Consider the following 26333-nt stretch of genomic DNA (forward strand, 5'->3'; position numbering starts at 1 on the left):
AGATAGGCCCAGATTCACATACAGAATAACCGTGAGGGATCGAGCGTGTACATCACTCGAGAAATGACATCAGTGAAGTTACAGGTCGGTTGTTATTCCCATCGCGGAAGAAACTCGCTGGTCATCGCTGTCCGATGTCACGCAGGCTCACGCCTACTGTCGGGAATCTGACAGGGCGATTGGTTGGCGGGACGGTGGTTGACCTGTCCGAGGGACGTCCGGGAACAGGCTGAGAACCGCGAAGCCCGTCGATGATCTCGGCGGGCTTCGTGTTGCCGGTCAGAAGGGGTGGGCAGGGGCGGGGTCGAACTGCCGTCCTTCCGCTTTTCAGGTGCAGGCGTGGCATCCGTTGTCGTCCGTCAGCTCGGCTCCGGCTGGCCGGCTGGTCCGCGGCTATACGCGGTCGCCCACCCCGTTGCCGTCAGCATTGCCGTCAAACGTAGGCTCGATCGCGCCGTCCCGGACCGGCAGATTATGAGATGACGTGTGCTTCGTCCGCCTATATCCCAATGGCGCTTAGTTAAGCGGCCCGAGCGAGCATGATCTTCGGTGATTGATCATGCTTGGTGCCGGTGTCTGTTGGGCTTTTGACTCGGTAGGCGTTGTGTCGGCCTCGTCTGATGGTGCGTGGGTACGTGCGGTGGAGGCGCACGGGGTTAAGCCGTTCGGTGATCTCTGTGAAGGTTTCCCGGAGCGCGTGCGTGTGGTCCTCAGGGGGAAAAATCCGCCTGGTCGGTGACCTGGCGGCGGACGACGCGTAGTGATCGCATGAAGGATAGCCTGTCCGGGTCGACGTCGGCTTCGTCGGCGGCCTCGCACATGAGACATCGGATTGCGTAGTGGCTGAGGAGCAGCGCCCAGATCTCTTGTTCCACCAGGTCCGGGAGTTTCGAGCGTAGGACACGGGCTTCGCCCCGCTGGTGTGTCTTAATCTCATCGAAGATGTTTTCGATTTCCCAGCGCTCGTGATAGGCCGTGGCGAGTTCCACCGCTGGTATGTCGGTCTGGTTGAGGATATTGGTGATGAGGCAGATCAGTTCTCCGGTTCCGGATCCTGTGCGGTCAGGCACCGTGTATTCGATGACGCGGACGGGTGTCGCGGAGTCCTCGGGAAAGTCGCGGCCGGCGCGGGCGTCGGCGATGATCTGGTTCCGCTGTTTCCCTCTGATTTTCGGGTTGACGATGATAGAGAGGTAGGAGCTGTCGGGAAGGGACCGGATGACCGGTAGCGTGAGATCGGATTTGACTCGCCAGAGCAGGTCCGCGCCGGTGTCGAGCGCCTGCTGCCAGAGGTCGAAGCTGTAGAAGTAACGGTCGGCGGTGAGGAGCATCCCGGGTTCGCAGGCGTCGAGCAGGGTGGCGGCGAGAGCACGTTCGTCGCTGGCACGGGGACCGACCGCGGCGGAGACGATCGCGTGCGTGCCGCATTCGGCGAGCGCGACGACGTGGACCTGGGGCAGAGCGCTGGCCTTGTGTCCGTTGGTGGACCGCCCGAACCTGGCCACGTTCTCGGGGGTGTCTGCGGCGTCGAGGAAGAACCCGTCGATCGCCATCAGCCGCCGGGAACGCAGCCAAGTGCCCTTGGTACCCAGCCCCGCGACCGGCACAGCGACACGTTCGAACAGGACCTTCAGGGGGGCGGCACCGAGCCTGATCCGTGCCTGCGAGATCGCCCCGGTGGTCGGGACTTTCCAGTCACCCTGCCAGTTCCCCAGCCATCTCAACGCACCGGCGAGTTTACGCATGACTTCTTCGTAGTCATCGTCGAAGAACAGGCACATCGTCATGGTGAAGTACACCATGACCCGGGCTGGCAGCAGCCTGGTACGCCGTTCCTGCCGCTTCGTTTCCACCAGTACCTCTTCGACGAGGTCCCGGGGAACGATTCTGGCGAGCACACCGATCGAGATGCGGTCGGTCAGCCGGTCGTTGTCAACGGCTGGCAATTCAACTACCTGGCGAAGGCGCACCACATCTGGATTCTATCTGCCGACCGGCCGAAATCGCGGCATGAGCACTCCGCCGCCTACTGATCGACGTTGAGGAACGTGACTGGATGCCGTGTTCAGAAGTTGATCGATGCGGGATCGGGCGTTGGCGTGTCGGGATGGACGGACGCCCCTCCAGCCTAATTGAGCGGCATTGGCCTATATCCGCTGACATCCGTCGGCGCATGTCGCGGGCCTGGTCTCGTCCGTGGACGTTCGCCGACGTCCACAGTAATCGGCCGGCTTGGCTGCCACCCTGGCTGCCATCCGAATCCCGAGACGCTGCCGTCATCGGTGACCACGCTACGAGCTTGAGAAAGCCATGGCCCGCCCGCTGCTGACCTGCTCCGGATCACAGAGGGAACGAGATCCGCGCCCTGCTCCGGCACAGGCGTATCGCGACCACAGCCGATATCTACATCGATGTCCTGAAAGACGTCCGGCGGGGGACGGCGGCGAGCATGGACGGCATCCTGACCCGGATTACGAGTTGAAGGAAGACATCGATGACCCATGGTAGGTAGGCGGGGTCATGGTCGAGCGGCGCGGGGGTTCTTGGCGGTCTCCAACAATGCGATGGGATCGACGGTTCGACCTTCTGCGGTCTCATGGTCGTAGACATGGCGCACAAGGTGAAGCCATTGGCGATGCTTGGTGATCGTCACGAAGCCGGCGAGGACACCAGGCGAGAGGACGAGGGCGAGGAGGAAGTGGAAGTCCACCGTGGCTCCCGGCTTGGGCGATCCACAGTGCCCGAATGGCCCCCCTTGGATCGCGTAGGTCACTATGCCATCGTTTGGCTCCCGACGCAAGGAAGGCCGATCTGGACACTTCGTTCCACAGAGTCAAGATCGCAGGGGGGTGGGCGTGGCTACGGTGCGTGATGGTCATCGGGGTCTCGACGGGTCCGACGAAGGCTGATCGTTCCCAATTGCAGTACAAATTGCAGTACTAGAGATCAAAAAAGCCCAGAGCCCCGCGCCGTGTGATCGGCTGCGGGGCTCTGACCTGCCTCAACCAGCGTGCGCTCGGAGGGACTCGAACCTCCAACCTCTTGATCCGTAGTTAGATTTAGATCTTCCGTCGACGTTCGCAGAGGTCCGCCCCGTCCGCTGACCTGGTGGGCTCTGTCCATGGGCGTCCGCCAACGTCCACCCTCGTCCACCGGCCTGGCTGTCAACTTGGCTGCCAGTCGTTCTGACTATGGTCATCTTGGTGGTCTTCGCGGTGCCATGGTTTAGTGAGAGCTATACTCGTTTGATGGACGGGCGGCAGTGGGACGTCTACCTCGTCAACGAGGTCCGTGACTGGATCGACGGCCTGGACGCCGCGACACACGCGCGGGTCGTCCAGGCGATCGACCTGCTCGCGGAGACCGGCCCCGGGCTGGGGAGACCCCTGGTCGACACGATCAGCGGCTCGTCGCTGCCGAACCTGAAGGAACTCAGACCGGGCACGGTACGGATCTTGTTCTGTTTCGATCCGTGGCGTTCGAGCATCCTGCTTGTTGCCGGGGACAAAGCCGGGCAGTGGAACGCCTGGTACGACGAAGCGATTCCACTGGCGGAGCAACGCTACAAGAGCTACCTGGTGGAACGCGGCCAGGAGGAGGGTGATCGGCGATGAGTGGTTACGTACGGTGGGCTGATGTCCGTGCCGAGCAGGTCGCCCGGGCCGGTGGGGAGGAGGCGGTCGCCGCCGGCAAGCAGGAGCTTCTTGCGGTCGCGGTGGGGCATCGGCTTGCCGAGGTGCGTCGTGCGCGGGGTCTGACCCAGCAGCAGGTGGCCGAGCGGATGGGGGTGACCAAGGGTCGGATCTCGCAGATCGAGCAGGGCTCACTCTCCGGTCAGGACGTGGTCGCCAGATACGCTGCCGCTCTTGGTGGCCGGCTGCACCAGGCGATCTACTTTGACGACGGGGACATCGCCGCGATCGCCTGACCTGTTTCGTCGCCGCAACACACCCGACGGCTTCCTGGGCTGAGGGCCGTTGCTGCACCCGCTGCTACAGAAAGCCCAGAGCCCCGCGCCGTGTGATCGGCTGCGGGGCTCTGACCTGCCTCAACCTGACGTGCGCTCGGAGGGACTCGAACCCCCAACCTCTTGATCCGTAGTTAGATCTGGATCTTCCATCGACGTCCGTGGACGTCCACGGCGTCCGCCGACCTGGTGCGCTCCGTCCATGGACATCCGCCAGTGTCCACCCTCGTCCGCCGTCTTGGCTGTCAACTTGGCTGTCAGCCGGTCAGTCGCAGCGTTGGCCGCGGAATCTTCCGGGATCACAGAGCGGATGTTTAGGTTGGGCTATAGTTCAATGGCGCTTAGTTAAGCGGCCCGAGCGAGCATGATCTTCGGTGATTGATCATGCTTGGTGCCGGTGTCTGTTGGGCTTTTGACTCGGTAGGCGTTGTGTCGGCCTCGTCTGATGGTGCGTGGGTACGTGCGGTGGAGGCGCACGGGGTTAAGCCGTTCGGTGATCTCTGTGAAGGTTTCCCGGAGCGCGTGCGTGTGGTCCTCAGGGGGAAAAATCCGCCTGGTCGGTGACCTGGCGGCGGACGACGCGTAGTGATCGCATGAAGGATAGCCTGTCCGGGTCGACGTCGGCTTCGTCGGCGGCCTCGCACATGAGACATCGGATTGCGTAGTGGCTGAGGAGCAGCGCCCAGATCTCTTGTTCCACCAGGTCCGGGAGTTTCGAGCGTAGGACGCGGGCTTCGCCCCGCTGGTGTGTCTTAATCTCATCGAAGATGTTTTCGATTTCCCAGCGCTCGTGATAGGCCGTGGCGAGTTCCACCGCTGGTATGTCGGTCTGGTTGAGGATATTGGTGATGAGGCAGATCAGTTCTCCGGTTCCGGATCCTGTGCGGTCAGGCACCGTGTATTCGATGACGCGGACGGGTGTCGCGGAGTCCTCGGGAAAGTCGCGGCCGGCGCGGGCGTCGGCGATGATCTGGTTCCGCTGTTTCCCTCTGATTTTCGGGTTGACGATGATAGAGAGGTAGGAGCTGTCGGGAAGGGACCGGATGACCGGTAGCGTGAGATCGGATTTGACTCGCCAGAGCAGGTCCGCGCCGGTGTCGAGCGCCTGCTGCCAGAGGTCGAAGCTGTAGAAGTAACGGTCGGCGGTGAGGAGCATCCCGGGTTCGCAGGCGTCGAGCAGGGTGGCGGCGAGAGCACGTTCGTCGCTGGCACGGGGACCGACCGCGGCGGAGACGATCGCGTGCGTGCCGCATTCGGCGAGCGCGACGACGTGGACCTGGGGCAGAGCGCTGGCCTTGTGTCCGTTGGTGGACCGCCCGAACCTGGCCACGTTCTCGGGGGTGTCTGCGGCGTCGAGGAAGAACCCGTCGATCGCCATCAGCCGCCGGGAACGCAGCCAAGTGCCCTTGGTACCCAGCCCCGCGACCGGCACAGCGACACGTTCGAACAGGACCTTCAGGGGGGCGGCACCGAGCCTGATCCGTGCCTGCGAGATCGCCCCGGTGGTCGGGACTTTCCAGTCACCCTGCCAGTTCCCCAGCCATCTCAACGCACCGGCGAGTTTACGCATGACTTCTTCGTAGTCATCGTCGAAGAACAGGCACATCGTCATGGTGAAGTACACCATGACCCGGGCTGGCAGCAGCCTGGTACGCCGTTCCTGCCGCTTCGTTTCCACCAGTACCTCTTCGACGAGGTCCCGGGGAACGATTCTGGCGAGCACACCGATCGAGATGCGGTCGGTCAGCCGGTCGTTGTCAACGGCTGGCAATTCAACTACCTGGCGAAGGCGCACCACATCTGGATTCTATCTGCCGACCGGCCGAAATCGCGGCATGAGCACTCCGCCGCCTACTGATCGACGTTGAGGAACGTGACTGGATGCCGTGTTCAGAAGTTGATCGATGCGGGATCGGGCGTTGGCGTGTCGGGATGGACGGACGCCCCTCCAGCCTAATTGAGCGGCATTGGGCTAGAGCCGAGCACACCGCCGTCACGGATCTCCGCACCCCGCGGGCAAGAACCGGGGGCGTCCAGGGAAGTATGCCAGTCGAACTACTTCCTCGGCCTTCTGGCTGACCGGCACCGGCGGCACGGCGCCGCGCCTGCACCGGGAAACCGGCGGCCCGCCATCATGGCGGACCGTCCAACCGGTCGGCGTCCTCGTCCTGCCCGAGGGCATCACCCGCCTGATCCGGCCGTACGCCGAGCGGCGGATGCCGATCGCCCGGTGGACGGAGGCCGACCGTGGCGGCCACTTCGCAGGGCTTGGGGTGCCCGAGCTGCTCGCCGCCGACATCCGTGCTTTCTTCCAGAGCCTATGAAGGCCCTACCGCCCCCGGGGGGGCTCGAACACGGAAAGCATGATCACACGTAAATCCCAGAAGCCTGCCCGGACCAGCGCCTCGTGTCCACCTTGGCCGCGGCGAGCCGTCGTTGAAGTTCGTAGGTGAACATCAGGTTGACCAGCTTCGACTGGAAGTAGGCCTGCTGGTACTGGTAGCCGTGCTCGCACTGAAGATCGTCGATGTTGATGGTGTCCAGCCGGTGGCCGATGGTGCTGCCCGCCGGAGGGTTCGGCGGCGAGGCGCTAAGCGTGTTTGTCGGTGGTGTCGTGGGAGCTGGGTCAACACTGCTCCTCGACTCGGTGCGGTGGCGGCGTGACCGGACTGATCGACGTGACGAAACGCGAAGGCAGATCTACGGACAGTACCTGATGGCTCTCACAACCACGGGCAGAAATCTGCAAGCGGTCGCTGTAGGCACTCCGGTCGGCAGGGAAACGGTGATGGCGGCATTTCGAGAGAACTCTCTGCTGACAATTAGATATCAAGTCGATCTGGTAGCTCCCCGTGGTGTGACCGAGGCTTCCGATCATGCATACGGGTGTCTACGGAACATTCGCGAGGCGATTGCGACGACGGAGTTATCGATTGGACCTCCAGCATCATAAGAATGGCTGGAGGTTCACCGGCCTTACGTTGCCGCTGTCAACCGTCTGATCATGTCGATGAGGCGCGATATCGGGCAGGACCGTAGTGAGCAGCTGACAGCACTTGTGCTACCTGCTGGCGTGGGTTGAGATGGTTCAGGTGGTGGCTACCAGCACGTCCTCTCCGCTTGACGGGCGGAGGCCGTCGGTCCGACCGGCGAAGTAGCGCTCGGCGAGCGCGGCTCCCGATACGTGTCGGACGTCGTTGAAGCCGGCTTCGCGGGCCAGCGTCAGCATTTCGTCCGGCGTGTAGAAGCTGATGAACGGTGTGCCGGATGCCTGCGCGCCTTTCTTTGACGCCTGTAGCCCGGCACGATCGGCCTCGTCGAGAAGGTCGACGGGCAGCAGGAACGTCACGGCGGTCGTCGAGCCGGGGGCGAGCCCGGCGATCTGACGCAGGGTGGCCGCGGTGGCCTCCTTGGTGAGGTACATGGTGACGCCGGTGGAGACGACGAGGGCCGGCTGGTCGGAGTCGAAGCCGGCGACGGACAACTCTTTCAACCAGTCCCCGCTCGCCTCGAAGTCGACCGGTACCAGTCGCAGCCAGTCGGGGATGCCGTAGCCGAGTTCGATCAGGTGCCTGCGCTTCCAGGCCTGGGGGCGGGGCTGGTCGACCTCGAACACCGTCAGGCGAGCGGCGATCTCCGGCCTGCGCTGGGCGAAGGTGTCCAGGCCGGCCCCCAGGATGACGTACTGGGCAGTGCCACGGTCGGCCTCCTCGGCAACCAGGTCCTCGATGAGGCGTGTGCACGGGCCACGATGGATGCCCGGAACCTGCTGGTGGCGTGCGGGTCCATGTCCGGGCGGGTGCGCCAGCCATCGTCAGGGGCGGCCAGCCGCAGACCGATCTCGTCGGCGAGCACGTGTGGCGGCGAGTCGACGTGGAGGTGCATCGCCCGCCAGAGGGCGACGCGCACCGCGGTGCTGTCCGGTGCCTCGGCCTGCCGGTCTGCCATGGTGCTCTCGCTCCTCGTGTTCTCGCTCCTCGTGTCACTTCCGGCCAGGGGCCTGGAGGCTCCACAGACGCCCATCGGGGTCACGGACGGTCATCTCCCTGGTCCCGTAGTGGGTGTCCTCGAACGGGGAGACCGCCTCGACGGCGGGGTCGGGACGGAACGCGTCCGCATCGGGCACCTTCAGCACGATCTGTGCCCGGGGTTCCCGGTCCTCGGGGACCTCCGCGATGAACACATAAGGACCGCTGCCGTTACGGAGTTGGCCCGAATTGTGGTCGGTCTCGAACTCGAGCTCGAAACCCAGCGCCTGGAAGAAACTCGCCGCCTTGCCCCAGTTGTGGGTTTCCAGGAACACGGCTTCGATGCCTTCGGTCGTCATGTCAGGTCTCCGATCCAGGCGATTGCGGTCGCTGTCCGTGGGCGTCGTCGAGGTAGTCGCGTAGTGCTTCGGCGACCAGCGCCGAAAGGGACAGCCCCGACTCGATGGCGCGGTGCTTGACCTGCTTGATCAGCCCGATCGGCAGGTACACGTTGAACTGCTTGACATCCTCGTCACCCACGATCGCATGCTAGCAATCAAGGGTGGCGCGCGAGCTCCAGGCGGGCCATCGTCATTGTTCGCGAGCCCGCGTGAAGATCTTCTTCGCTCCGCCCTTCCGAAACTGGCCGGGACCAGCAAATCCTGTCGGTTCGCGATCATCGGGCCAACCGGGAGTCCGAAACCCGCTCCAGCGGGAGCCACCGGATTGGCTGTGAGGCAGGCTCAGGTGAGACGCCGGGCTGGGTGTTCCGCGGCAGTGCCAGCGAGCCCAGTGTCCAATGCCAGATCGTCGAGGACGCCGCCGCCGGGCGGCCTCGACGAGGGCGACGGTCATCCGCAAGGGAGGGCGAGTTTATACACGGTCGCACAGTGTGGGTCTGTATAAACTCGGGGCAGCCTCAGCGTCGTTGTCATCGGGAGGGTGCGTGTGGACGGCACCGATGCCAGCATCGGTGCGGCGCTTGCCCGCATCCTGGCCGGGTCGATGGCCGAGCGGGAGGAGACCGCGACCCTCGACTTCAAGGAGGCGCCGACCGCTCGTGGGCGCCGGAGCGCGTCCGAGGTTCAGGGCGAGCTTGAGCGAATCATCGTGGACGCGTGCCTGTGCTTCGCCAACGGCGACGGCGGGATCGTCGTGCTCGGAGTGGCGGACCGGACGCCAGGTGCGGCGGCCTTTGTAGGCACGGACACCGACGCCGAGCGCTTGAAGTCGCGGGTCTACCAGCTCAGCCAGCCGCCACTGCTCGTCGACGTCCGTGAACGGGTCTTCGCCGATGCCCGTCTGCTGGAACTGCGTGTTCCACGAGGCATCGAGGTTCATGCCGACAGTCAGGGGCGGGCCAGGCGGCGGATCGGCACGGACTGCCATCCCATGTCACCGGCGGAGATCGTGCTCGTCCGCCAGGAGCGGAGTGGGTACGACCCGAGCGCGACCAGGACACAGCGCACGGTCGACGACGTCGAGCCCGAGGCCCTTGCCGCGTGCCGGCGCCTGCTGGCGTCACTTACAGATCTTCGTCGTGGTTACGCTGAGCTCCGCACACCCGATCTGCTGTCCGCGCTCGGTGTGACGGACGGTGGGAAGCTCACCCGTGCCGGTGAGATCCTGCTGTGCCGACCGTCCACGCACACCGTCGTGTACCTCTACCGGGACTCCCCAGGTGGTGAGCCCCGAGCGGTGGAACGGCTCGACATGCCCCTGGCGCTGTCCTACCTGGAAGTCCTGCGGCTGGTGAACGCACGCCGGAACCTCACCCCCGTGACGCTCCCCACCGGCCAGCAGCTTCAGATCGAGGACTTCCCGGATCTGGCCGTGCGGGAGGCGGTGATGAACGCGCTTGTGCACCGGGACGTCCATCAGCCTCACTCGGTGGTCATCGACCATTCGCCGCAGATCCTCACCGTGACGTCACCTGGGCCGTTGGTGTCCGGGATCACCGTCGACAACATCCTGACGGCGGCTTCCAGACCGCGGAACCCGCGGCTGATGGGCGCGGTACGGACGCTTGGCCTGTCCGAGGAGACCGGTCGTGGGGTCGACCGCATGTACCGGGAGATGATCCGGTCAGGCCGTGCGCTGCCGTTCATCCGAGCGGAATTCGATCATGTCACGGTGTCGATGGTCGGGGGCGCGCCCAACGTGGCCATCGCGCGTTTCGTCGCGGCGTTGCCCGACGCGGAACGCGAGGACACGGATACGCTGATGATCGTTCTATATCTCTGTGATCATGAGAATGTCACCGCGGCCGCGATCGCTCCCCGCCTCCAACGGCCCGCGGAGGAGGCTGAGTCGATTCTCCGGCGTCTGGCCACCGGCCAGGATGGGCTGCTTGACATCTCACGCTCGACCGCACGCCGGCGCTACGGCCGCTACCGGCTGCGCGAGCATGCCCGGATGGCGCTCGGGACAGCTCTTGCCTACCGGGTGCGCAACGCCGACGAGATCGACCGGCGGGTCGTCGAGCACGTGCGGGAGTACGGCTGGATCACGAACCGGACCGTTCAGAACCTGTGCGCGGTGGACGTCTATCAGGCGCGTCGTTGGCTGGCCGATCTTCGTAGGCGGGGACTGCTGGTGCAGGTGACCGAGGGGCGGTCGTCCGGGCCGGGAATCCGGTACGGGCCAGGTCCCGCGTTCCCCGGCCGGCCAGGCCGGGACCCAGTCGGGCCGAACAGGCCGACCGGGCTCACCGGGCCGGACGGTCCGGACAGGGACAACTGGTCACGAGTGGGATGGCGCCTGACGGCGGATCTGTCCGGGTGCAGGCTTCTTTCGGGTCGTCGTTCGCAAGCCCGCGAGGAGGGGCAGGGACGGGCAAGTTTATACGCGGTCGCACAGTGCGGGTCTGTATAAACTCTGCTGTCGATCTTTGGCCGCGGGGCTGCTGACACGGGTGGCAGGCAGACGGTCGGCCGGGCCGGGCCGTCCAGGTCAGGTTGCGAGCAGGACGGCGGCGGGGAAGGCGCAGATAGCGGCGGCGGTGAGGTAGATCGCGACATGGGCCCACAGCGGCGCCCGGCGCGTGGGCTCCAGCAGGCGTGAGATGCGTGCGATCACCGGGGCGTGGATGGGGGAGGAGCGGGCGGGCTGGGCAGCCAGGTGGCCCGCCGCGCCGTCTCGGCCGCCTTGGTCATTGAGGCCGCCGCCGGGCCACCGGCGCGCGGAGCCGGCTCGGGCTCGCAGCACCCTGCCGTAGCCGCTCGTCCGCAATGAGCGGATCGCCCTGCCATGGGAGACGCCGGTGATGCCGACCGCCCCGGCCGGCACCGGGAAGCGGGCCACCCCGAGCCGGGCCAGCGCCCGGGCCAGGGTCCGGCAGCTGGTGCGGCGGGCGGCGGCGTCGTCGGCGAGCATCTCGACCAGCAGGGACACCGCGGCGGTCGCGTCGCGCGCGGGCGGGAGGAACGGGAAGGTCTGCTGCCAGGCCACGAAGGGCTGGATGACGAGGTCGTGCCGGCCGCGGGCGTGGGCCTCCTCGTGCGCGAGGACGGACTCCAGTTCGTCCTGGGCGAGCGCGGCCAGCAGCCCCCTGGAGACGACGACCCGGGTGTGGCGGACGCCGGGCAGGCAGTAGGCGACCGCGACCGGATGGTCCAGGACGCGCAGCCGTCCGCGCCGGTGGATCTCCCCGGCGCAGGCGGGCAGCCCGTCCGGCGGCTGGCATCCGCCGTCCCCGGCGTCCCCCGGCCGGGCTGAGGACGCCGCTGTCGCGTCGTGCTCGCCGTGGTCCTGGCCGGCGAGGTCGACCAGGTGGCGGTGGTGGCGACGATGCCGCAGGGTCTGCGCGGTGGACAGGGCGAGGACGCCGAACAGTCGGGCGGCCAGCGCGGACGCCACCCCGAGCCCGATCACGTTGATCCAGCCGAGCCCGGCGAGAGGGTCGCCGGCGGCCACGTGATCGGCGTGGTCGAGCACGCCCAGCGGCAGGTCGGTGGAAAGCGGCGCGAACGTGAACGCGATCACCGCGAGCAGCGCCGACACCCCGCCGGCAAGACCGATCGCCTGCCACAGCACGATCGCGGATCGTGGGCAGCGGGACGGCCAGTGCGCCCTGGCGAGCAGGCGGGGAACGGGCCATGCGAGCACACCTGCGAACAGAGCGAGGATGGCCGCGGTCGTCATAGCGGGTGAACAGTACCTCTAGCCGCAGACAGAGGTTCGGTTTGAGCGTGTGTCGTGTCCGGTACGGCGTCCGATACGAAGGTCACGAGGCGGTGGCCTCCGAGCTGGTGACCCCTGAGTTCGTGATCTCCGGCGCGGTGGCCGTGCGGCGGGTGCCCTCGGCGCCAGCGCGTTCTGGCACGTCGGAGCCCTCGCTGACTTCCGCGTCGGTCGCCTCACCGAGGACGCCGATGGCGAGGCCGTCCGAGGCGGTGACGACGGCGGCGAGACCGGTCGAGACAGGATCACCCGAGGCGAGGCCGGTCCCGGCGACGGTCGCGCCGTCGTGCTCGGGTGCGGCCTCCGGTGACGGGGCGAGGGCCCGGCGCAGGATCTCGGCTTCGGCCGGGGAGACGGAACCGACGAAGCGCACCAGCGCCGAGCCGCGGTCCTCGGTGGTGTCCAGGGCGGCGAGCATGGCCTCGGCGACGACGGCGTCCCGGCTGCTCGACGCCCGGTAGCGGTGCGCGCGTTCCGCGCGTTCCCGCTGGACGAAGCCCTTGCGCTCGAGACGCTCGAGCACCGTGAGGACCGTGGTGTAGGCGAGGTCGCGTTCGTGGTCGAGCTGGGCAGCCACCTCACGCGCGGTCAGCCAGACGTCGACGTCCCACAGCACGTCCATGACTGACCTCTCAAGGTCACCAAGGCGCGCCATGTATCTCACTGTACGACGCTCCACGAAGTTCTGTGCCCCCATTGGGAGTCCGGCTGTGACCTGCGACCGGCGGCGGATGCTGCCGGCGGACGTCCCGTATTCTACAAAGCGTAGAAATTCGACAGAGCGTAGAAGATCTTTCGAGATGATCTCCCGTTCGCATGGGCTCCGGATGGGAGCCGTGGGGCGGGGGCAGGAGGGATCGCGCATGATCCTCGCCGCGTCCACGGATCTTGCTCGTGGCCAGACCGCGTTCTCGCTGGCCTTCCACATCTGTTTCGCGGTCTTCGGGGTGGGCCTGCCCTGGCTGCTGCTGTACACCGAACGCCGCTGGATCCGCACGGGTGATCCGGTCTGGCTCGCCCTCACCCGCAGGTGGGCGCGGGCGTTCGCCGTGCTGTTCGCGGTCGGCGCGGTGTCGGGGACGGTGCTGTCCTTCGAGTTCGGCCTGCTGTGGCCGGCGTTCATGGCCCGTTACGGAGGCGCGCTCGGCCTGTCGTTCACGCTCGAGGGCTTCGCGTTCTTCATCGAGGCGATCTTCATCGGCCTGTACCTCTACGGCTGGAAGCGGCTGTCCCCACGGGCTCACTGGCTGACGATGTTCCCGATCGCCATCGCGGGCACCCTGTCCACCCTGTTCATCATCACCGCGAACGCGTGGATGAACGTTCCGCGCGGCGTGCGGGAGGTCGGCGGGCGGGTCGTCAGCGCGGAGCCGCTCGCGCCCTTCCTCTCCCCGGCCACCCCGGCGCAGGTGATCCACATGCTGCTCGCGGCGCTGATGTGCACCGGCGGTGCCGTCGCCGGCGTGTACGCGGTCGGGATGCTGCGCGGACGCCGGGACGCCTACCACCGCCGCGGCCTGCGGGTCGGCCTGGTCACGGTGCTCGCCTGCGCCCCGCTCCAGGCGGTCGTCGGCGACTGGGCGGCGCGCGTGGTCGCGGCCCAGCAGCCGCTGAAGCTGGCCGCGATGGAAGCCCTCTACCAGACACGGTCACACGCGCCGCTGACCCTCGGCGGCATCTACGACGACGCCACCGGCGAGGTCCGGCACGGCATCGAGATCCCCGACCTGCTGTCACTGATGACCGGCTGGAGCCGTGACCACATGGTGACGGGACTTGCGGCCGTCCCGCCGGAGCAGCGCCCGAACGCCCTGCTCGTCCACCTCGCCTTCGACACGATGGTGGCCCTCGGGACGGCGCTCGTCGGGCTGGCCGTGGCCGTGGCGGTGGTGGCGGCGCGCCGTCGACGGCGTGGCGTCCGCCCGACGCTCCCGACCGGCCGGGGCTGGCTGCTGGCGGCGAGCGCCACCGGGCCGGCATCCATGATTGCGATGCTGGCCGGCTGGGAGGTGACCGAGGGTGGCCGGCAGCCCTGGATCGTCTACGGCCGCATGCTGGTGACGGACGCGGTGACCCACAGCCCCGGCCTCGGCTGGGCCTTCGGCGGCACGCTCCTGCTCTATCTGGGGCTGGCAACGGCGCTGGTACTCATCCTGCGGCGGATGGCCACCGGCGGGCCCACCTACGAGGCCACGCCCGAGGCGGCGGATGCCGTACCACAGGCTGAGAGGGACAGGAACGAGGCCGGAAGGGACAACGAGGCCGGAAGGAACAAGGCCGGGAGGGGCGAGGCCGTCCCGGCGGAACCCGCGCGGTCGGCGGGGGTGGAGCGATGACCGCCGCGGACGCCCTGCTGCTGGTCATGGTCGGCGGGCTGACGGCATACGCGCTGCTCGGCGGCGCTGACTTCGGCGCCGGCGTGTGGGACCTGTTCGCCCACGGACGGCACGCCGCCGAGCAGCGGGCGCTGATCTCCTCCGCCCTCGGCCCGGTGTGGGAGGCCAACCACGTCTGGCTGATCTTTGTGATCGTGGCGATGTTCTCCGGGTTCCCGGAGGCGTTCGGCGTGCTCGGCAGCACGTTGGAGCTGCCCATGGCGCTGGCGCTCGTCGGCATCGTGCTGCGGGGCAGCGCCTACGTCTACCGTGCCTACGGCGCCGGGGCGGCCGGCCCCGACCACTGGTGGGGGCGGGTGTTCGCGGCCGCGTCCACGGTCACGCCGTTCATGCTGGGCGTGTGCGGCGCGGCCATGGCGAGCGGCGTCGGCCGCCGCGATGCCGCGGCCGCCCCGTTCACCAGCGCGTTCGGGCTGCTGGCCGGCGCCTTCGCGGTCGCCGCGACCGCTTTTCTCGCCGCTGTCTACCTGTGCCGGGACGCGTCCCGGCGACCGGGGAGCGAGCATCTGGTGGCCGGTTTCCGGCGCCGGGCGCTCGGTGGCGCGATGGTCGCGGGGGCGCTCGCGGCCGCGTTGCTGCCGTTGCTGTGGCGGGACGCGCCGGTGGTCGCGCAGCGGTTCCCCACCCGTGGCGTCCCGTTCGTGGCCGTGTCGGTGTGCGGTGGGGTGGGCGCGCTGGTCCTGGTCTGGCGGCGGCACTACACCGCGGCACGGCTGGCGGCGGGCCTCGCCGTGGCCGGGGTGCTGTGGGGCTGGGCCGTCGCCCAGTACCCGGACCTGGTGGTCGGGCAGGTCGCCGTCGTCGCGGCCGCGGCACCCGCGCAGAACCTGCGGGCCATGCTGATCGCGATCGGCTGCGGGGTGGCTGTCCTGCTACCGGCGTTGTTCCTGCTGTTCAGGGTGTTCGCCGACCCGGAACCCGCCGGCGGCGAGCCGCGTCACTGACCCGCCGTCCCGCCGTTCAGCTGCTGTCCCGCCGGTGCTGGCTCGCGCCGGCCCGCACCGGGCGTACGTGTGCACAACGCCCGGTGCGGGCGCGGACCGGTGCGTGGGCTGCCGGCCCCGGTCGGCCGATTCGCTCGGGCCGTTACGTTCGCCAGGTGAGGCTAACTGGCGACGGGCGGGCAGCGGCGCGAACGGACACCGGCACACGCACCGGCGACGCTGCCGGGGTGGCCCCGGGAGAGCGACCGCGGCACGAACCGGCCGGGAAGCTTGGTGACGCTGCGCAACCAGGCGGCAGCCCCAGCAGCCCTGGCGGCTCCAGCGGTGACGGCGGTGACGAGCGCGGCAGCGACCACGGAGGAGACCATGGCGCCGGTCGCGTGCGTTCCCGGCGGCTGCTCACTCACGAGGTGTGGCTGGTGCTGGGCGTCTCGCTGGGGGCGTCCGGGCTGTGGGCACTCGTCCGTTACGTCGGCGATCTGACCGCCCCGGGGCCGGTCCGCCAGCAGGTCGCCGAGCTGAACTCGTCGGCGGCGCCAGGGCGCCCGTGGCTCGACATCGCCCTGCAGCTGACCGGGATCGCCACCGCGATCGTCCCCGCCTTCCTGGCGCTGCACCTGCTCGCCCGGGACAGCGGGGGGCTGGCCACGATCGGCCTCGACCGCGGCCGGCTGGCCCGCGACGCCCGTTTCGGGGCCGGGCTCGCCGCGGTCGTCGGCGGTGGCGGGCTCGGGCTGTACCTGCTCGCCTGGCACTCGGGCGCGAACCTGACGGTGGTCCCCACCAGCCTGCCGGACGTGTGGTGGCGTATCCCCGTCCTGGTGCTGTCCGCGGTGCAGAACGCGGTGCTCGAAGAGGTCGTCGTGGTCGGCTACCTGCTGACGCGACTGCGTCAGCTTGGCTGGGACGAGCGTGCCGCGCTGGCGGCGAGCGCGGTGTCGCGCGGTTCGTACCATCTGTACCAGGGGCTTGGCGGTTTCGCCGGAAATCTGGTTATGGGCCTGCTGTTCGGGTGGATCTATCAACGTCGGGGACGGGTCGGCCCGCTCGTGGTGGCGCACGCTCTGATCGACATTGTGGCTTTTGTTGGTTATGTCGTCCTGGCCGGCAGGGTCTCCTGGCTGCCCACATCGTGATCGCTGTTCGGGAAACCGCCAGACTGTCATACGTTTAACATGGGATGAACAACAGTCAACGGTGGTCTCGCCGCGACATGTCGGATGCGGTCAATCCTGTCCCGGATGGTCGTGCTGTGCCGGGCCGGCTGGCCGCCCCAGCCGCGTCGGATTGTCCGGATGCGGCCGTGGCGGGAACGCAGGCGGCGATCGCATCATGCGAATATGACGGAGGGTGACCGTGGGCGGCGGGCTGAGAGAAATAGAGCGCAAGTTTGCCGTCGATCCGGGTTTCGTGCTGCCCGCCCTGGAACAGTTGCCGGGTGTGGCCGCGGTCAGCGAACCGGAACGGGCGACCCTGGAGGCCGTCTACTACGACTCCGACGATTTCCGGCTGGCCCAGAACAAGATCACACTACGGCGCCGGACGGGCGGGCAGGACGAAGGATGGCATCTCAAGCTGCCGTTGCGTGCCGGCGAACGGGAGGAGATCCAGCGTCCGCTCGGCGCGGCAGACACCCCGGTGGACGAGCTGACGCCACCGGACGGCCTCGTTGATCTGGTGCGCGTCCATCTTCGTGACACACCGTTGCGACCGGTGGCCCGGCTGGTGACCGACCGTACTTCCATCCGGCTCCGGGACGCCGCCGGCGCCGACCGGGCCGAAGTGGTCGACGACCAGGTCAGTGCCTGGACCCTCGGCGCGGCGGCCAACCGGGAACAGCGGGAACAGGGAGAACAGGGGGACCCGTCGGCGGGGGCGCAGCCGGCGCAAGGATCGGAAGGACCGTCGGCGGAAGGGCAGCGGCAGCTGTGGCACGAGATCGAGGTCGAACACGTCGGCACCGGTGATGACACCAGCCTGTTGGACGAGGTCGGCGCGCTGCTCACGGCCGCGGGTGCGTCGGTGTCCCCGGACGCGTCCAAGCTCTCCCGGGTGCTCGGCCCGGCGCTGGCGCGACAGCCCCGCTCCGAGGTGCTGCCCTCGCCCGGCAAGCTGCGGCCGCGCTCCCCGGTGGGCGAGGTGGTCGGGGCCTACCTGGCCGCCCAGGTCCAGGCGCTGCTCGCCGCCGACCCGCACGTCCGTCTCGACGTTCCGGACGCGGTCCACAAGATGCGGGTGGCCACCCGCCGGTTCCGCAGCACGCTGCGTACGTTCGCGCCCCTGTTCGACGACGCACGCGCGGCCCACCTGGACGGGGAACTGCGTGACCTGGCCGGCGCGCTGTCCGCCGCCCGCGACGCCGAGGTGATGGTCGAGTACTTCGACGGACGGGTGGCGTCACTGCCGGCCGAACTGGTACACGGCCCCGTCGCCGAAACGATCGACAGCCAACTGCTCGCCGGGCAGGAGCAGGCGCGTACCGAGGCGCTGACGATGCTGCGCAGCGAGCGTTACCTGACCCTGGTCACGGACCTGAAGGACCTGGTCCGCGGGCTGCTGGAGACGTCCGCCACGCAGCCGGGAAGGCTTGCCGCGCAGCCCGCCAGGATCGTCCTGCCGAAGCTGGTGGGACGCGCCGACAACCGGCTGACCCGCAAGGTCAACGCGGCCCTGGCCACCCCGCCCGGCCACGAACGCGACATCCAGCTGCACAGCGCCCGCAAGCAGGCGAAGCGGCTGCGGTACGCGGCCGAGACGGCCGGCGCGGTCTTCGGGCCCGACGCGGCGGCGTTCGCCAGACTTGCCGAGCAGATCCAGGAGTTGCTCGGCACCCACCAGGACGCCACGATCGCCCAGGGGCAGCTGCGGCAGTGGGGGACGTCGGCGGTTCAGGCGGGCGAGCCGACCGCCTTCACCCTCGGGCTCCTGCTGGGCCTGGAGGAGCTCCGGGCCCGCACCGCGGAACGGGACTTCATCGACTTCTGGCCCGAGGCGTCCCGCCGGCGTCACCGCCGCTGGCTGCAGGTGTGATCAGCGTCGCCGGGCCCGGGCCGGGCCCGGCGGATCCCCGGCTGCGCGGACCGGAGCCCGGTCGACGTCCGTGCCCGGCGCCGGCGGCCATCCGTCGTCAGGCCCGTCACCAGGCCCGTCGCCAGGCGCGGCCTACTGGTCGTAGAAGCCGCGCGTCCGGTCGTTGCCGGCCCAGCGGGCGGGCAGTTCGATGAGCTGCCGGATCCTGGTCCGGTCGGTGTGGCTGACCGGGGTCTGCAGCAGGATGCCGGAATCCGGGTCGTCCATCGGCCGGAACAGGGACAGCACCAGCCTGATCTCACCGACAGTGGCAGTGTTGACGGTTACCGTCCGGGTGGTGAACTCGCGCGCCGACTGACTTTCCCACCACGGCCTCAGCTCGGCCCGTTCCGCTTCGAGCAGCGTGAATATCTCCCGGATGCGCTCGTCGTCACGCTCGTCACCGAACTGGTCGTGGAACTGGCCATGGAACTGCGCGAGCAGGTCCTTCGTCACGCTCTCCCACTCGTGCAGGGTGGTCGCGAGCAGGCGGCTGGTGATCAGCAGGTAGACGAGATTGCGACGTCGTTCGTCGAGCAGGCCTGGATCCGTCCACAATGCCGCGTAGGCGTCGTTCCAGCCGATGATGTCGAACCTGTGGTCCAGCAGCAGCGCCGGGGACGTCAGCCAGCTTTCCAGGACGGGACGCAGCAGGCGGGTGACGGTTCGCGGCTGCGGTAGCTGCGGGGGCCGCTGCGGCCGCAGTGACTGCTGCGGCTGCTGTGGTTGTCGCGGGGACGTCCGCGCGGGCGAGCCCACCAGCGCCAGGGCGTGCCGCCGGGCGTCGGCGTCCAGCCGCAGCGTCCGAGCGACCGCCTCGACGACCTCTTCGGACGCCTGGACCCGCCCCTGCTCGAGCCAGGTGTACCAGACGGGCTGCAGGCCGGACGCTGCCGCCACCTGCTCCCGCGGCAGGCCGGGCACCCGCTCGCGGTGGGCCTGAAGGAACCTGCCGAGCTCCCGTTGCCGCGCCTCCTGCCGGGCCTCCTGCCGGACGTCGCTGTCCGTCGCGGCATCCGAGGCCAGGAGCATCTCGCCGGGAATCACCTCACCGGGGGCCACCTCGCCCGGGATCATGTTGCCGGGGATCGTGCTGTCGGAGGCCGCGTTGCCGGGGGCCGCGCTGTCCGGGGTCATCGCGGCGGAGGGCTCGGTCGGCGTGGCCGTTGACTGCGGGAGGGCACCTGCTCATGGTGACTTCATTGAGATCATCCTGTATTGACATCGGGCTCATTGCGATCTGAACCTCGCCGGAGCCGATCCGGCCTGCCACGGCGGTTCGGGTGAGGCCCTTGCGCGGTACTTCGGACAGCAGCCCGTTCGAACGCCGTAGGCTGATTGGAGGCTTCGGCCGATCGGCCTCGCTGCTGTCGTCCGCCCCGCTGGGCCCGGCCGGCGCGCACAGGCGTACATACTTGTCTCGCCATATCTGTTCGTAGGCGTCCGTGGCTGTGGCGATTCCCGACCGATGGCCCTACCGGGTCTGGCCGACGTCGATTACCGTGTGGACGCGTGTTCTCACCCGATTTCGGCGTTTCTCATACCTTATTCACACTATCGGCCTGCAGGGTGGTCGGTGACGCGGACCATGGTGGCCGCGGCTGGTGGAGGTGAGGGTTATGAGAAGGGCAACGGCAGCCAGAATGGTCGCGGTGGCCGGCGTCGTGGGCGTGGTGGCCGGTGGCCTGGCCACCACGGCACTGGCCGACCGGGGGAGCCCGGCCGCGCCATCCCTGAGCGCGGTGGCGGATACGGCTCCGATGGCTGTGTCCGCTTCGTCCGCGATCGAGGCCTCATCGGGCCATCCGTACCGTGCCTGGCTGGCGCGCAGAGGACTCCATGGCGAGTTTGTCACGCACAGCGACGGTGGCTATCGGACGATCGGCGCCCAGCGCGGGACGGTGAGCGCCGTGTCCGGGTCCTCGCTGACCATCCGTAGTGACGATGGGTACACCGTCTCCTACACGGTCACGGACGAGACCATCGTGCGGCACGGCAGGGACCGGGCGAAGATCTCCGATGTGAAGGTGGGCGACACGGTCGGGGTCGTCGCCGGGGTCGACGGATCGACCCGTTCGGCGGTCCGGCTGTTCGTACCGGCCGGCTGACGTCCCGGCCGGACCGGCCCGTGGGCGGGGACAGAGGCCTGATACCTCTCCGGCGTCCGCTCCGGCCCGTGAGAGCCGAATACGAATGATTCGTTCGGTTCGAACGCAACTCACATGTGTGAGCGGTGTGCTGGGCGTGGGCGGCGGGCGGCCGCCCACGCGGGGCGGCCGTACGGGCAGGCCACACGGGAGGGTGTCGATGGGCGGGGACACGGGCTGTGGTCCGCGGCCGGACCGGGTCCTGGTCGTGGACGACGAGGCGAACATCACCGATCTGGTACGGATGTCCCTGCGGTTCCACGGCTTCGACGTGGTCACCGCGACGTGCGGGCAGGAGGCGGTCGCGGCCGTGGCCGAGGCGAAACCGGATCTCATGGTGCTCGACGTGCTGCTGTCCGACATCGACGGTTTCGAGGTCTGCCGCCGGTTACGCGACGTCGGGACCGACGTCCCGGTGATCTTTCTGACCGCCCGTGACCGTCACGCCGACAAGATCGCCGGGCTCACCTGCGGTGGCGACGACTACGTGACCAAACCGTTCTCCGTCGACGAGCTGGTCGCCCGGGTACGGGCCGTCCTCCGCCGCACCCGGCGTGATCGGCCGTCGGCCGCCGCGCAGACCCTGGCCTTCGCCGACGTCGTCCTGAACGAGGACACCCATGAGGTGGCCCGCGCCGGCCATCCGATCGACCTGTCGCCCACCGAGTTCAAGCTGCTGCGGTATCTGCTGGCCAATCCACGGCGGGTACTCTCCCGCGTCCAGATCCTCGACGCGGTCTGGAACTACGATTTCGACGGTGCGTACACCGTTGTCGACCAGTATGTGAGCTACCTGCGGCGCAAGCTCGCGCCGTACGGGCCGCCCCTGATCCACACCCAGCGGGGGTTCGGCTACATGCTGCGGGAGCCCGGAGGCCGCCCGGGCGGTCCGGGTGAGACCCCGGGCGTGGAAGGATTATGATCATGCCGTTTCCGTCCCGCGCGACCGTGTCCGTGACCGCGTCGTCGTGACCGGCCGGGTCCGGCTTCCGCGGCCGACGGCGAGGCCGTGGGCCCGGATCCTGGGGCCCGGATCCTGGGGGCCCGGACGTTGCGGGTCCGACTGATGGCCGGCCTCGCGCTGCTGATGACGGTCGGGCTGACGGTCCCGGCTGTCGCCGGTGTGGTCGCGCTGCGTTCCTACCTGCTGGAACGGACCGACAACGAGCTGCGCGCCGCGCAGGGCCTGCTCACCGTGCGCAGCGTCGCCGCGCTGGCGGGGATCGTGCCGACCGTCAGCGCGGAGGGTCTGCGGCAGGTCGTCGCTCCAACCAACTACGTGGTGGAACTACGTCGTGTGGACAGCACGGTACAACGGGTCGTCGGGGATGTGGGCCGCCCCCTGCCCGCTCGCCCGTTGCTGGACGTCATCGACGATCTGCCCGCCCGGGCCGCCAGCGGTCGGCCGTTCACCGTGTTCTACGGCGACCGCCGGTACCGCGTTCTTGTCGGCACGCTGCCGGGGACGGGCATGACGGATGTCGTCGCGGTACCGCTGCAGCCGGTCGTGGCGACCCTCGCCCGGCTGGTGGCCGTCGAAACCGTCGCAGGGGCGGCCGCCCTCGTCTTCGCGGGAGTCTCGGCCTGGCTGCTGCTCGGCCATGGCCTGCGCCCGGTTCGCGACGTCGCGGCCACGGCCGCCGCGATCGCCACCGGGGACCTCTCCCGCCGGGTGCCCGACCACCCGCCCCGCAGCGAGACCGGCCAGCTGGCCGCCGCGATCAACACGATGCTCGGTCAGATCCAGAGCGCCTTCGACGACCGGGTGCGTTCCGAGGAGCGGCTGCGGCGGTTCGTCGCCGACGCCTCGCACGAGCTGCGGACCCCGCTGACGTCCGTCCGCGGCTACGTGGACCTGCTCCGGCAGGGGATCGTGCCACCCGCGGAGGTGGACGACGCCCTGCGCCGGGTCTCCGACGAGACCCGGCGGATGGGCGCCCTGGTCGACGACATGCTCTACCTGGCCCATCTCGACGAGGAGCGGCCGCTGCTGCGGGCCGAGGTGGATCTCGTGGTGCTGGTGCGTGACGCCGTCCGTGACGCGACGGTCGTGGAGCCGGCCCGTCCGGTCACGCTGCGTCTACCGGAGAGCTGCTCCATGGTCGCGGACGCGGACGCGTTACGGCAGGTGATCGGTAATCTGCTGACCAACGTCCGGGTCCACGCGCCGGTGACGGCCATGGTCACGGTAGAGCTCACTCGAAATGATCGGAGGATGGTCCTCCGCGTCCACGATGACGGTCCCGGTATGCCTCCCGAAGTGGCCGAAAGGATCTTCGATCGCTTCTACCGTGCTTCCGGTGGTCGTGACCGCGGGCACGGCGGCAACGGACTGGGCATGTCCATCGTCGCCGCGGTGGCGGCTGCCCACGGCGGCACCGCGGAGGTGTCCAGCACCCTCGGCGCTGGGACGACCATCACGATCACGCTGCCTGTTCGCCCCTCTGTCCGTGACCAGGTGTGATCGTCCGGCTGGGATGGCCCGCCGGGACCTGGTGCGGCCTGGTATCTCCTGGTGCGGCCTGGCACGCGGCCTGACGTGGCGCCGTGGCCGGCCCGGTGCGGCGCCGGGCCGGCCACGGCAGTCTGGTCCGGACCGTTCACGATCCGTGGGTCAGCTCCGGCAGGTGGCGCCGGAACAGGCCGCCAGCTCGTTCAGCCGGGTGTCGAGGTCCGCGACCAGGGCCGCGTTCTCGGCCCTGCCCGCCGGGGTCGCGAGCAGGTTGGTGAGCTGGTAGGAATCGGCGCTCAGGTCGTAGAGCTCGCGTTCGTGGATCTGCGGTGAGCGGTCGAGGTCGTACCAGCGGACATACAGGTAGCGCTCGGTCCGCAGCCCGCTCCACGGTGGTATGTCGAGGTAGACGGCGGCTGCGTGGGCCACCGCCTCGGCGGCGATCCCGTCCTGGCCGTCGACACCGGGGCCGGCGTACTGGCCCAGCAGATCGGTGCGCCAGGACGCCGGCCGCGTGCCGTGCAGCAGGGGGACGAGTGACCGTCCGTCGACGTCCGCCGGAATGCCCACCCCGGCCAGCTCGAGGAAGGTCGGGGCAAGGTCGATGTGGGCGACCATGTGGTTGTCCGTGCCGGGCGCGATCCCGGGGCCGGCGACGACCAGCGGCACCCGCATCGACTCGTCGTAGGGCGCCTGCTTGTTGATCAGTCGGTGCGCGCCCAGGTTGTAACCGTTGTCCGAGGTGAAGACGAGATAGGTGTCGTCCAGCTCGCCGACGGAGCGCAGGGTCTCGACGATGTCGCGCACCATCTCGTCGAGGGCGTACAGCGACCCCATCCGGTTCTGGTAGTCCTGGTTGTTGACCACCGCCACCTGCGCGGACCGCTCCCGCGCGCTCTGCTGGAGCCACCAGGGCTTGTCCGAGACGTCCGGCTCGTTGAAGTTCGGCGTCCGCGGTGCAGCGTCGTCGGCGAACGGGTTGTCGGCGTGCCGCGGCGCCGGGGGCAGCGGCAGGTGCGGCGCCGTGGAGGCCGCGTAGAGGAAGAACGGCTCGTCCCCGGCGGCCGCCCGCCGGATGAAGTCGGTGGACTTGGCGGCGACGACATCGGTCGAGTAGTTCGCCGGATTCTCCGGGCCGCCGTAGTCGACGATCGCGCCGTTCTCGTTCAGCGCGTAGTTGTAGCCGGTGTAGAAGAAGTTGTCGGCACTTCCGTACCATTCCGACCAGCCCGGCGGGACGTGCGTCGGGTCGGCTTCGATCCCGTTCATGTACTTCCCGACCAGCGCGGTGTCGTAGCCGGCGTCGTGCAGGTGCCTGGCGAAGGTTTTCTCCTCGTTGCCGTTCGCTGCGAAGGTGGCCCAGCCGCCGACGTCACCGGAATTGGTGAGCACCCCGGTGTTGTGCCCGTACTTGCCGGTGAGGATGGTGCCGCGAGCCGGGCAGCAGATCGGCGTCGGCGCGAAACCGTTCGTGAACGTCATGCCCCTGTCGCGGATCAGGGACGCCGTGTACGGCATGGCCGCCCAGTACGGCGAGGTGGTCTGGTCGAGGTCGTCGGCCAGGATGAACACGAAGTTCGGCCGGTCGGCAGGTGCCGTCGCGCTCACCGGGGCCACCGCGGGGGAGGAGCCTGCCGGGCCGGGTGCCGAGGGCGCCACGGACGACATGATGCCGGTGGCGAGAGCGGCGATGCCCAGCAGGGCGGCCGCGCCGGAACATGTGCGCGTTCTCAGGCGCTGATTTCTCAGGCGCTGATTTCTCAGATGCCGATGTACTGCGGACACCAGGATCTCTCCTGTCGAGGATGCCGGATGGACGCCCGGAGCATCCCGTCACAGCATCTGGCCGACGTCCGCGTTTCATGTGGATTTCTTGTGAATCCTCGACAGGAGCCTCCGCTGCCGGCCCGCTGTCGGGAGCGGGCCGGCGGCGGGAACGAGCGGCGGCGGGAACCAGCAGCGGCGGGAACCAGCAGCGGCGGGAAACGGTACGGATGATCCGACGGCCCGGTGGATGGCCTGATGATCCATCCGCCGGGCCCGTTCCTCTCACATGCCCGCGGGCCTTGAGGAGGTGCCCGTCACCACATCGGCCGGGACGGCCCCGAGCCGACGCCGAGGCGGTCGATGCCCAGTTCGATGTCGTCGAGATCGTCCGCGGTCAGGGTGAGGGTGGCGGCCGCGATCCAGCCGTCGACCTGGGACGGGTGGCGCGCTCCGACGATGGCGCCGGTCACCCCGTCGAAGGCGAGGGTCCAGGCGACGGCGACCGCGGCGACGCTGACCTGATGCCGCTTTGCCACGCCGCGCAGCACGTCGGCGAGGGCCAGGTTGCGATGCAGCGACTCACCGGTGAAGTCAGGTGACCGGCGCCGCCAGTCGTCGGCCGGCAGGGTGGCCGAACGCTGGGCGGACCAGGAGCCGGTGAGGAGGCCCGCCTGCATCGGGCTGTAGACGATGACGCCGATGTCGTGCTTGGCGCAGTACGGCAGGATCTCCGCGGCGGTCTCCCGCCTGATCGCGGAGAACGGTGGCTGCAGGGTCTCCACGCCACCCACCGGCGCGACGCGCTCGAGCAGGTCGACGCCGAAGTTGGACACGCCCACCGAACGGATCTTCCCGGCTGTGCGCAGCTCGTGCAGTGTGGCGACGGCGTCCTCGGCCGGTGTGCCGTCCCGCGGCGGCCAGTGCAGCTGGTAGAGGTCGATCCGCTCGACACCGAGCCGGCGCAGGGACGCGTCGACCTCCCGCCGGATCGAGTCGGCGGCGCCCACCTGGGCGAAGGCGCCACCGCCGGGCGCCGAACCGTCCCAGATCAGCCCGCACTTGGTGAACACGTACGGACGGTCCGCCTCGGCGATGCCCGCCAGGGCGCGGGCCACGATCTCCTCGGAGTGCCCGAGGCCGTATCCGGCCGCGGTGTCGATCCAGTTCACCCCGGAGGCGACCGCGTGCCGGATGGCGGCCACGGACTCCTCGTCGTCCTGGGCGCCCCATCCGAAGGCGTAGCCGGTGCCTCCGATCGCCCAGGCCCCGAAGCCGACCCGGGTGATGTTCATGCCGGTCGTGCCGAACGATGTCGTAGGAAGGGTCACTGTCACTGCCTACCCCCATGCGAGATCGGGACTCAGGGCGACCGACCTCACCAACCGTCATCGCTGGTCGGCCGATGCCACCATCCGGCCGATAACGCCACCCGGTTGGGAGG

21 protein-coding genes and 2 pseudogenes are annotated in these 26333 nt (G+C 68.7%); 10 read left to right on the forward strand and 13 right to left on the reverse strand.

Annotated features, from left to right (window positions below; genetic code table 11):
- Positions 1 to 710 precede the first annotated feature (710 nt).
- Complete coding sequence (locus FSYMDG_RS02755; RefSeq protein ID WP_013872077.1) at positions 711 to 1973, reverse strand: IS4 family transposase; 1263 nt, start codon at positions 1971 to 1973, stop codon at positions 711 to 713.
- A gap of 545 nt (positions 1974 to 2518) precedes the next feature.
- Positions 2519 to 2773 carry a hypothetical protein gene (locus FSYMDG_RS25705; protein ID WP_131772077.1) on the reverse strand — a complete coding sequence of 85 codons (255 nt, stop codon included), beginning with the start codon at positions 2771 to 2773 and terminating at the stop codon, positions 2519 to 2521.
- Between the two features lie 475 nt (positions 2774 to 3248).
- Here FSYMDG_RS25705 and FSYMDG_RS02760 point away from each other — a divergent pair, with 475 nt between their 5' ends.
- Together FSYMDG_RS02760 and FSYMDG_RS02765 are read left to right on the forward strand one after the other, a co-directional pair.
- A complete protein-coding gene (locus FSYMDG_RS02760) occupies positions 3249 to 3614 on the forward strand; it encodes a type II toxin-antitoxin system RelE/ParE family toxin (protein ID WP_043602838.1) in 366 nt (121 codons plus the stop codon).
- Positions 3611 to 3928: a helix-turn-helix domain-containing protein gene (locus tag FSYMDG_RS02765; RefSeq protein ID WP_013872080.1), complete on the forward strand. Its 318-nt coding sequence runs from the start codon at positions 3611 to 3613 to the stop codon at positions 3926 to 3928. Before FSYMDG_RS02760 ends, FSYMDG_RS02765 begins: the two co-directional genes overlap by 4 nt.
- Positions 3929 to 4502: 574 nt before the next feature.
- Here FSYMDG_RS02765 and FSYMDG_RS02770 read toward each other — a convergent pair.
- The 5 genes and pseudogenes from FSYMDG_RS02770 to FSYMDG_RS02785 all read right to left on the reverse strand — a co-directional run bounded on the left by FSYMDG_RS02770 (position 4503) and on the right by FSYMDG_RS02785 (position 8475).
- Positions 4503 to 5765: an IS4 family transposase gene (locus tag FSYMDG_RS02770; protein ID WP_013872077.1), complete on the reverse strand. Its 1263-nt coding sequence runs from the start codon at positions 5763 to 5765 to the stop codon at positions 4503 to 4505.
- Positions 5766 to 6388: 623 nt separating this feature from the next.
- Positions 6389 to 6529, reverse strand: a pseudogene (locus FSYMDG_RS29515) (short-chain dehydrogenase); the annotation flags it as partial.
- A 526-nt stretch (positions 6530 to 7055) separates the two neighbouring features.
- A pseudogene (locus FSYMDG_RS02775) lies at positions 7056 to 7915 on the reverse strand (class I SAM-dependent methyltransferase).
- A gap of 34 nt (positions 7916 to 7949) precedes the next feature.
- Positions 7950 to 8294, reverse strand: a complete 345-nt coding sequence (locus tag FSYMDG_RS02780; protein ID WP_013872081.1) for a glyoxalase — start codon at positions 8292 to 8294, stop codon at positions 7950 to 7952.
- 1 nt (position 8295) lies between these two features.
- On the reverse strand, positions 8296 to 8475 hold the full coding sequence (locus FSYMDG_RS02785; protein ID WP_013872082.1) for a CopG family transcriptional regulator: 180 nt from the start codon (positions 8473 to 8475) through the stop codon (positions 8296 to 8298).
- 408 nt (positions 8476 to 8883) lie between these two features.
- On the opposite strand from FSYMDG_RS02785, the gene FSYMDG_RS02790 reads away from it, so the two are divergent.
- Complete coding sequence (locus FSYMDG_RS02790) at positions 8884 to 10809, forward strand: ATP-binding protein (RefSeq protein ID WP_013872083.1); 1926 nt, start codon at positions 8884 to 8886, stop codon at positions 10807 to 10809.
- Positions 10810 to 10887: 78 nt separating this feature from the next.
- Here the strand turns inward: FSYMDG_RS02790 and FSYMDG_RS02795 are convergent, their stop codons facing one another.
- Both FSYMDG_RS02795 and FSYMDG_RS27850 read right to left on the reverse strand, forming a co-directional pair.
- On the reverse strand, positions 10888 to 12078 hold the full coding sequence (locus FSYMDG_RS02795) for a M56 family metallopeptidase (RefSeq protein ID WP_013872084.1): 1191 nt from the start codon (positions 12076 to 12078) through the stop codon (positions 10888 to 10890).
- Positions 12079 to 12160: 82 nt separating this feature from the next.
- A complete protein-coding gene (locus tag FSYMDG_RS27850; protein WP_083828124.1) occupies positions 12161 to 12772 on the reverse strand; it encodes a BlaI/MecI/CopY family transcriptional regulator in 612 nt (203 codons plus the stop codon).
- A gap of 208 nt (positions 12773 to 12980) precedes the next feature.
- On the opposite strand from FSYMDG_RS27850, the gene FSYMDG_RS02805 reads away from it, so the two are divergent.
- Positions 12981 to 14453: a cytochrome ubiquinol oxidase subunit I gene (locus FSYMDG_RS02805; protein WP_013872086.1), complete on the forward strand. Its 1473-nt coding sequence runs from the start codon at positions 12981 to 12983 to the stop codon at positions 14451 to 14453.
- Positions 14450 to 15457, forward strand: coding sequence for a cytochrome d ubiquinol oxidase subunit II (locus FSYMDG_RS02810; protein WP_013872087.1), 1008 nt, complete (start codon positions 14450 to 14452; stop codon positions 15455 to 15457). The genes FSYMDG_RS02805 and FSYMDG_RS02810 overlap by 4 nt, the downstream gene beginning before the upstream one ends.
- 161 nt (positions 15458 to 15618) lie before the next feature.
- On the opposite strand, the gene FSYMDG_RS26705 is transcribed toward FSYMDG_RS02810, so the two are convergent.
- Positions 15619 to 15864 carry a hypothetical protein gene (locus tag FSYMDG_RS26705; RefSeq protein ID WP_165001376.1) on the reverse strand — a complete coding sequence of 82 codons (246 nt, stop codon included), beginning with the start codon at positions 15862 to 15864 and terminating at the stop codon, positions 15619 to 15621.
- Between FSYMDG_RS26705 and FSYMDG_RS02815 the strand changes: the two genes are divergently transcribed.
- Positions 15838 to 16593 (forward strand): CPBP family intramembrane glutamic endopeptidase, encoded by a 756-nt coding sequence (locus FSYMDG_RS02815; protein ID WP_013872088.1) that lies wholly within the window; start codon positions 15838 to 15840, stop codon positions 16591 to 16593. The genes FSYMDG_RS26705 and FSYMDG_RS02815 overlap by 27 nt on opposite strands.
- Before the next feature lie 220 nt (positions 16594 to 16813).
- Positions 16814 to 18487, forward strand: a complete 1674-nt coding sequence (locus tag FSYMDG_RS02820) for a CYTH and CHAD domain-containing protein (protein ID WP_013872089.1) — start codon at positions 16814 to 16816, stop codon at positions 18485 to 18487.
- Positions 18488 to 18619: 132 nt separating this feature from the next.
- Here FSYMDG_RS02820 and FSYMDG_RS02825 read toward each other — a convergent pair whose 3' ends face one another.
- Positions 18620 to 19663: a helix-turn-helix transcriptional regulator gene (locus FSYMDG_RS02825; protein ID WP_013872090.1), complete on the reverse strand. Its 1044-nt coding sequence runs from the start codon at positions 19661 to 19663 to the stop codon at positions 18620 to 18622.
- A 482-nt stretch (positions 19664 to 20145) separates the two neighbouring features.
- Here FSYMDG_RS02825 and FSYMDG_RS22605 point away from each other — a divergent pair, with 482 nt between their 5' ends.
- The 3 genes from FSYMDG_RS22605 to FSYMDG_RS02840 all read left to right on the forward strand — a co-directional run bounded on the left by FSYMDG_RS22605 (position 20146) and on the right by FSYMDG_RS02840 (position 23137).
- Positions 20146 to 20634 (forward strand): hypothetical protein, encoded by a 489-nt coding sequence (locus FSYMDG_RS22605; protein ID WP_013872091.1) that lies wholly within the window; start codon positions 20146 to 20148, stop codon positions 20632 to 20634.
- Positions 20635 to 20833: 199 nt separating this feature from the next.
- Positions 20834 to 21595 (forward strand): response regulator transcription factor, encoded by a 762-nt coding sequence (locus FSYMDG_RS02835; protein WP_013872092.1) that lies wholly within the window; start codon positions 20834 to 20836, stop codon positions 21593 to 21595.
- Between the two features lie 144 nt (positions 21596 to 21739).
- A complete protein-coding gene (locus FSYMDG_RS02840; protein ID WP_043602841.1) occupies positions 21740 to 23137 on the forward strand; it encodes a sensor histidine kinase in 1398 nt (465 codons plus the stop codon).
- 150 nt (positions 23138 to 23287) lie between these two features.
- On the opposite strand, the gene FSYMDG_RS02845 is transcribed toward FSYMDG_RS02840, so the two are convergent.
- Positions 23288 to 24733 (reverse strand): sulfatase family protein, encoded by a 1446-nt coding sequence (locus FSYMDG_RS02845; RefSeq protein WP_237702957.1) that lies wholly within the window; start codon positions 24731 to 24733, stop codon positions 23288 to 23290.
- 473 nt (positions 24734 to 25206) lie between these two features.
- Positions 25207 to 26184 carry an aldo/keto reductase gene (locus FSYMDG_RS02850; RefSeq protein WP_050803659.1) on the reverse strand — a complete coding sequence of 326 codons (978 nt, stop codon included), beginning with the start codon at positions 26182 to 26184 and terminating at the stop codon, positions 25207 to 25209.
- Positions 26185 to 26333 lie beyond the last annotated feature (149 nt).

It is taken from the genome of Candidatus Protofrankia datiscae (genome assembly GCF_000177615.2).
GTDB lineage: Bacteria > Actinomycetota > Actinomycetes > Frankiales > Frankiaceae > Protofrankia > Protofrankia coriariae.